Genomic DNA, 6,230 nt, shown 5'->3' on the forward strand with positions numbered 1-6,230 from the left:
GCAAATTATTGCTTTTCAAGTTAATTTTCTTCGTTGCCCGACGCCTCATTTCTGCTTATGCGGTATACATAAGTCAGCAGATTCCGATTCCTCGGATTCGTAAACTGCGCTTCCCGTTTCATTCCCAGTTTTTCGGCCACCTTCTGCGAGGCAAGATGGTCGTGCGCCATATTAGCGCATATGCTGTCAAATTGCAATGGGCCGAAGCCATACTCCAAGCAAGCCTTGGCCGCTTCGTACCCATAGCCTTGATGCCAGTAATGATGGTGAATGATATAGCCCAGATCGTTTTCGAAACGATCTATAATTTTGTACCTCAAGAAGCCGCAGTCACCGACAAACTTCCCATTTGCCTTCAGAAAAATAGCCCATCTGCCATAACCCAAATCCCGATAGTTCCGAATGCTTCTTTCCAGCCAACTATGGACTTGGTCATCGTTAAAAGGCTGGGGCCAGAAGCGCATCGTCTCGGCGTCGGATAGCAGCTTCTTGAGTTCATCGAAATCGCTTTCCTTATACTCCCGAATGAGAAGTCTTTCCGTCGTCATCGTTAACATAAGAGACTCTCCTATAATTTAGATTCCCTTTCGCAGCTGGGCCGCGGCTATGTTTTCTTCATCGTCTGCTGAGATCGGCAAGCTTATTGACCGTTTCCCAGTTCCTTGTCGTGGCGGCTACCTTCAGTTTCTTTTCCACAAAATTATTCGAAAATAATGATTTCCCGTACCCCTTCCGGGATAAAATATATACCTCCCGGTTCAATACCCGGAAATCGTCCACATCGTTGTTGTACGACTCGAAATGTTCTACCGCTTCGGCGGTCGGCTGCGATGCAAGGAAGGTTACGTATACTTTCTCATCTTCCAAGAGCTCCGTTACGGCAAACGGATTTCGCCTGACGACCTCATCAAGCTCGTCGTTGCTCCTGATCACGACAGGAATGTCGTACCCCAGCGATTCTTTTAACGTGCTTTCAATTCGACCGCGAAGAACAATCTTATCCGTTTCCGTCGTCTGGAAGATGACGTTCCCGCTCTGAATGTAAGTCGACACCTCCTGCAGCTGCATCGATTCGAAAATGCTTTTCAAACGATCCATTTTAATAATTTTTTGTCCGCTCACATTAATCCCGCGCAGCATCGCAACGTAAGTATTCATTTGTTAGGACCCTGCTTTCTGCAATTGCTTTTCGATATAATCGATCGCCTCGTCTTTATTCTTGAACACCCATTCGATCGTTTCCAGCCCTTCATCGCTGTCGATTCCAAGCAGCAGCGTCCTGACGGCCTCCTCGCAAGGCGGGCCTACAATAACAGCCATGGGCAGGGCCGGCTCGCAGCAGCCGGTATCGATATCCAGCGCCATCTCCAGCATATCTCCCCATTCGTACTTCAGATCGGACCAGTCCAGAATAATAGCATCCGGTTTCCAAGCTTCCAGCGCCGCCCGGCCCATCGCTTTCATATATACCGCATCGCTGTTCCCCGCCGAGCCGAAGCCGTACTCGCCCGAGTATTTAATAATCATCATATCGCAAAATTCCACGGTCTTGGACGGCCCGATAAAATAATCAACTTGAATATCGCTTAATTCGGATAATTTCACTTCTCGAAAATCGGATTTCATCGCGTCCACCTTTTACATTTATTATATTGTGCATGCAAATTTGTGTGTAGCTGGGAATCCCATTATACCAAATACACCACGAACATGGGAGTCCGTGGTGTAAGGATTACTGAGCCGCCTTCATTCTTTGTTTCATCTCGTCCAGCATTCGTTGTCTGGCTATTCGGGGATCGAGTTCAGGGTTCAAGATATGTTGAAGGTACTGTTTGGCGCTGCTTTCGATCTGTTCGTCCGTCGCTTGTACCGCGCCGTACAATTTGAAATGCGGGAGCATCGTCATGCCGATTTGGTTAGCGAGAGCTTGCAATGGCCGGGTCAGTTCGCTGATAGTGTATCCGATCAAGCCTCCTGCCTGGTAAGACGCTTCTGCACCTCCGATGGAGATGGCAAGCAAAAGCTCTTTACCTGCTACTGCCCTCCCGCCGGGTCCGAACAGCCAGGCCGTTGTGAAGACTTCATCCAGCCATTGCTTTAGCAGCGAAGGCGTGCTGTACCATTGAAGAGGGAATTGCAAAACAAGCCGATCATGCTCGGCGATCAGAGCTTGCTCGCGCCCGATGTCGATTGTTTTTTCCGGATACGCTGCATACAACTCATGCACCATCACTCGATCGGGATACTGGCGCAATTCCGTTATCCAGCATTTGTTGACGCGCGACTGCTGCAAATTCGGATGGGCTGCGATCGCCAATATTTTCATATATTTCATCTCCTTTTTATGACATCAGCTATCCGCTTTAACTTCCGCCTCAATCGTTTGTTTCATCACTTCAGCTCCCCGTTCTACGCGCATTCGGATTTCCGTTGCGAGCTCATGAGGCAAAAAGTCCGTGATCCAAACAAGCCGGCTGCGGCTATCCTTCTCGGCAAAGACTTGGAACGACGCATGGTGATGCACAAGCGGCATGCTTCCTTCCACTACTGCATACGCCAGCCGACGCGCTTCATCATCTACGGTAACGATATGCTCACGCACGACCGCTCCGTTCGCAAAGGTGAGAATTCTGAAATCGCCATCCAGACGTGTATCCACGGTATAGCCGGGTACGAAGCGCCGATGTACCGCGCCGATATCACGCACAGCATCCCACACTTGCTCGGGCTTGGCGTCAATGATGATTTCCTTGCGTATCGTAGCCATATTCCAATCACTCTCCTTAATGCCATCTTATTTTTGATTGACATACAAGTCAATAATAAAAGTAAAAAAATTTATTGAGGCTTAAACAAAGACACGGACGATTCGACCACCTGATCCAAAATCTTCTTCAACTGCTCTTTCCGTGCCGTTTCCGGAATACCTTGCGCTATAAGTTCCTGCTGCACCTGATCCAGATAATTCATCCCCTGAGACACGGAACCCCAGAACTGCATAGCCATCAGATTAGCGTCACCTGGTTGTATCGCGCCCTGCCCGATCCCCTTTTCAATCGCTTGTGTCATCGGATACATGAAGTTTTTCACCCACTCGAATGGAGAAAACTCTTCCGGCGTATACAAGTGCTGTAAATCCAAGCTAATCCGCATGTAAAATCGCGGTATTACAGGATCCTCCATAACACGTTCACACACGATGTGAGCATAACTCTTGAACAACTCAAACACAGACCCCTCTTGTTCGAAGAAGTTCTTCGTAAACTGTCTGGATTCCTCCATCATGACTTCATAAAGCTCCCGGAACAACGCCTTCTTATTCTTAAAATAATAGTAAACCAGCCCATGCGCAAGCCCAGCCTGACTCGCAATATCCCCCATCTCGGATGCCGAGTAGCCTTTATCGACATACACGCGGATCGCCGCCTGCAAAATTTCTTGTTTGCGCTGCTTCCGAATTTCTTCGTTTTGTTCTCTGGTACGAGGAGACATGTCGCTTTTCACCTTTTAATTTGACTTTGATATTAGTCGAAATTATAGAGAACAACAATCCCGATTGTCAATCCAAAAGCAAGTAAAATTAAAAAACTCCCCGTTCCAAAAGGATGGAGAGTTTGCGACCTTCCTGCTTGCTGCACTTACTGTTCCAGCAGTCGGATTAGACGCTTCGGAGCCGTCCGGAGATAAGCTTCCTGGATCAGCTCTTCAATCTCTTGCCAGCTCGCCCGGTTTGCAAAGCGGATCGAGACCCAGCCGTGCTGTCCGATGTAGGGAGTCTTAAAATATTCCGTTTGATCCTGCTGCAGAAGAATCTCTTGGGTCGCTGGGGAGGTCTTGATAGCCAGCGAACCATCCTCCCTGTGCTCCCCCATCATGACAAAAGGCTTGTCGTTCACCCGAAACGAGGTATGACCGAAAGAGTCCACCTGCTCCGCCACTTCGGGCAGCCCCATACAATACGTTCGAACCTTGTCCAGCAGCTTTAAGCCGCTTTCGGATTTGACAGTCTTGGTATGATCTTGCTCCACTGTTCGACACTCCTTCGGCTTTGATTGGGAAAGCTTGCCTTCTACGCTTCGGCTTCGACAGGAAACCAGCCCGGAACGGCCAAAATCATTCTCCAGAGCGAATCCGGGATGGCGAGGCTTTCCTGATCGTTCTTGGACAGCGTCATGCGAAGCTCCTGCTCGCGTCCTTGCGCCACTTTGGCGACCCAATCCGGCTCGATGATAAGCGCGCGGCCGACCGCGATGAGCGGAATTCCCAACTCCAGCGCCTGCGCGGCGTCTTGAGCGGTGCGGATCGCTCCTACACCGATCACCGGGACCCGGGTGCCGACCAATTCCTGAATAAGCTCCAGGCGGGTTCGGGAATCGTCCGCCCCGCGGCGGGGGATGGACCGGAAATCATTAAGCGAGATATGGAGATAATCCAGCCCTTGGCCCGCAAGCACCTCGACAAAAGTCAACGTATCCGCCATCGTAATCCCTGGCGTTTCCGGTTCCTCGGGGGAAAGCCGGTACCCGACGATGAACGGCTCCTTCGCATGCTCGCGTACGACCCGCTGCACTTCACCGATCAGCTCCAGCGGGAACGTCATGCGCTTCTCCAGCGTTCCGCCCCAGCGGTCGGTACGGCGGTTGGAGTGCGGGGAGAAAAACTGGTGAATGAGAAATCCGTTGGCCCCGTGAAGCTCCACACCGTCGAAGCCGGCTTCGATCGCCCGCCGGGTCGCTTCGCCGAAAGCCCGGATGATCCCGGTAATCTCGGAATCGGTCAGCTCGCGGGGCACCGCTGCCCCTTCCTTTTCTTCCGGAATCGCGCTTGCGCTCACAAGATCTCCGCCCGGAAAGCACTTGCGTCCGCCGTGAACGATTTGCAGCACCGCCTTGGCTCCTTCGCTCTTGATGGCGGAAGCCAGACGGCTCAGCCCGGGAATCAGCTCGTCGCGGTCGACAAGCGCCGTCCCCGGGAAGCTGCCGCTGGCAGTGACTCCGGCCGCAGCCGTGATCAGCATGCCGACCCCGTTGGCGCGTCTCGCATAGTACTTGATTTCCGCATCCGAAACCGCCCCGTCCGGCTGCGAAGCCGAATGCGTCATCGGCGCCATGACGATGCGATTTTTCAGATCGATCCCATTCGGTAACGTGAACGGCTCGAGCATTGGTTGAACGGATTTCATCATTGCTCCATCTCCCTTACTGTTGATTGTGCTTAGTATAACAAACAATGACTGACAACGACTGTCAGGGAATCAGCTTCATCAAGATCGTCTCTTGCGGATACTCGGTGCGGCACCATCTATACTTCTTCAATACGCCAGGATGTACGGCAAACTCGTCCTCCACCCGTTTGTAGCCGAACCGGCTGTAAAAGGACTCCAGATGGGCGAACGGAATGCAGTAGACGTGCGGAATCTCCCGCCGCCCGGCTTCCTCCACCAGGAAACCGACGATGGCGCCTGCCGCCTGCTTCCCGCGGAAGCGCCCCTGTACATAAATGCCGCCCATCTCGTATGTATCTTGCCCCATATTGACCAAACGGCCGACGCCGGCCTTTTCTCCGTCCCATTCGGCGATAACGATGATTTCGTTCCCGTAATCGGATGCGGCAAAGCCTACTTCCCGGTATTGCTCGTTCACCCATGGCATGTCTTCTTCCCGTGCGGCTGTCAAGGTTAGCATGACCGAATTCACTCCTTTCACGGTAACATTATAGCACGGCCTGACAGGCGGGGCCTGTCCAAGAACGAGTTGCAGCAAAAGTTGCCGCAGCAAAAAATCGTAAATATCACTGAAAATTTTCTCAAGCTACGCTCTTCTCAAGTTGATGAATCCCATATTTTCTCGTTTTATGGTATAATTTTACTCAACATGATGATCACCACTTTAAGCACCTTGAACACTCCCACCACCTGCGCTAATGGCGCTGAGGTGGGGGATTCTTGCGAACAGAGAAGCATCCTTCTCTTCTTGAGCAAGCGATCCCTGCGGTTCCCGCAGTTCAGCCCAACTTCGCCAACAAACGCAGTCCTTCTTGCAAGATGTTCATGCTGGCCTTGTGGTCACGGTCATGGTGCGTACCGCATCCTGAACAGGTCCATGCTCGCAAGTTTAGATTTTTCACTTCGGGGTTGCGCCATTGGCATACATGACAAAGCTGACTGTTTGGATAGTTTTTGGCGACCGTGCTGATCGTGCGACCATACCACATTGCTTTATATTCAAGCA

Annotated in this window: 10 protein-coding genes; all 10 read right to left on the reverse strand. The window is 51.4% G+C overall.

All coding sequences use genetic code 11. From position 1 onward, the window contains the following. Positions 1 to 20 precede the first annotated feature (20 nt). On the reverse strand, positions 21 to 557 hold the full coding sequence (locus tag QJ48_RS31120) for a GNAT family N-acetyltransferase (RefSeq protein WP_054977220.1): 537 nt from the start codon (positions 555 to 557) through the stop codon (positions 21 to 23). A 58-nt stretch (positions 558 to 615) separates the two neighbouring features. Beyond that, positions 616 to 1,158 carry a DUF1697 domain-containing protein gene (locus QJ48_RS31125; RefSeq protein ID WP_054977221.1) on the reverse strand — a complete coding sequence of 181 codons (543 nt, stop codon included), beginning with the start codon at positions 1,156 to 1,158 and terminating at the stop codon, positions 616 to 618. A gap of 3 nt (positions 1,159 to 1,161) precedes the next feature. Continuing rightward, complete coding sequence (locus QJ48_RS31130; protein ID WP_054977222.1) at positions 1,162 to 1,626, reverse strand: hypothetical protein; 465 nt, start codon at positions 1,624 to 1,626, stop codon at positions 1,162 to 1,164. A 106-nt stretch (positions 1,627 to 1,732) separates the two neighbouring features. Further along, positions 1,733 to 2,326: an NAD(P)H-dependent oxidoreductase gene (locus tag QJ48_RS31135; protein WP_054977223.1), complete on the reverse strand. Its 594-nt coding sequence runs from the start codon at positions 2,324 to 2,326 to the stop codon at positions 1,733 to 1,735. A 24-nt stretch (positions 2,327 to 2,350) separates the two neighbouring features. Continuing rightward, complete coding sequence (locus QJ48_RS31140) at positions 2,351 to 2,767, reverse strand: SRPBCC family protein (RefSeq protein WP_054977224.1); 417 nt, start codon at positions 2,765 to 2,767, stop codon at positions 2,351 to 2,353. 71 nt (positions 2,768 to 2,838) lie between these two features. After that, positions 2,839 to 3,492: a TetR/AcrR family transcriptional regulator gene (locus QJ48_RS31145; protein ID WP_193394522.1), complete on the reverse strand. Its 654-nt coding sequence runs from the start codon at positions 3,490 to 3,492 to the stop codon at positions 2,839 to 2,841. Between the two features lie 146 nt (positions 3,493 to 3,638). After that, a complete protein-coding gene (locus tag QJ48_RS31150) occupies positions 3,639 to 4,028 on the reverse strand; it encodes an MmcQ/YjbR family DNA-binding protein (RefSeq protein ID WP_054977226.1) in 390 nt (129 codons plus the stop codon). A 41-nt stretch (positions 4,029 to 4,069) separates the two neighbouring features. Next, a complete protein-coding gene (locus QJ48_RS31155; protein WP_054977227.1) occupies positions 4,070 to 5,185 on the reverse strand; it encodes an NADH-dependent flavin oxidoreductase in 1,116 nt (371 codons plus the stop codon). Positions 5,186 to 5,246: 61 nt separating this feature from the next. Then, positions 5,247 to 5,684 (reverse strand): GNAT family N-acetyltransferase, encoded by a 438-nt coding sequence (locus QJ48_RS31160; RefSeq protein WP_054977228.1) that lies wholly within the window; start codon positions 5,682 to 5,684, stop codon positions 5,247 to 5,249. A 319-nt stretch (positions 5,685 to 6,003) separates the two neighbouring features. Next, on the reverse strand, positions 6,004 to 6,230 hold a 227-nt coding region (locus QJ48_RS36395), incomplete at its 5' end, for a zinc ribbon domain-containing protein (protein ID WP_157261815.1).

Origin of the sequence: Paenibacillus sp. A3, from assembly GCF_001399685.1 — a bacterium.
In the GTDB taxonomy this organism is placed as follows: Bacteria; Bacillota; Bacilli; order Paenibacillales; family NBRC-103111; genus Paenibacillus_G.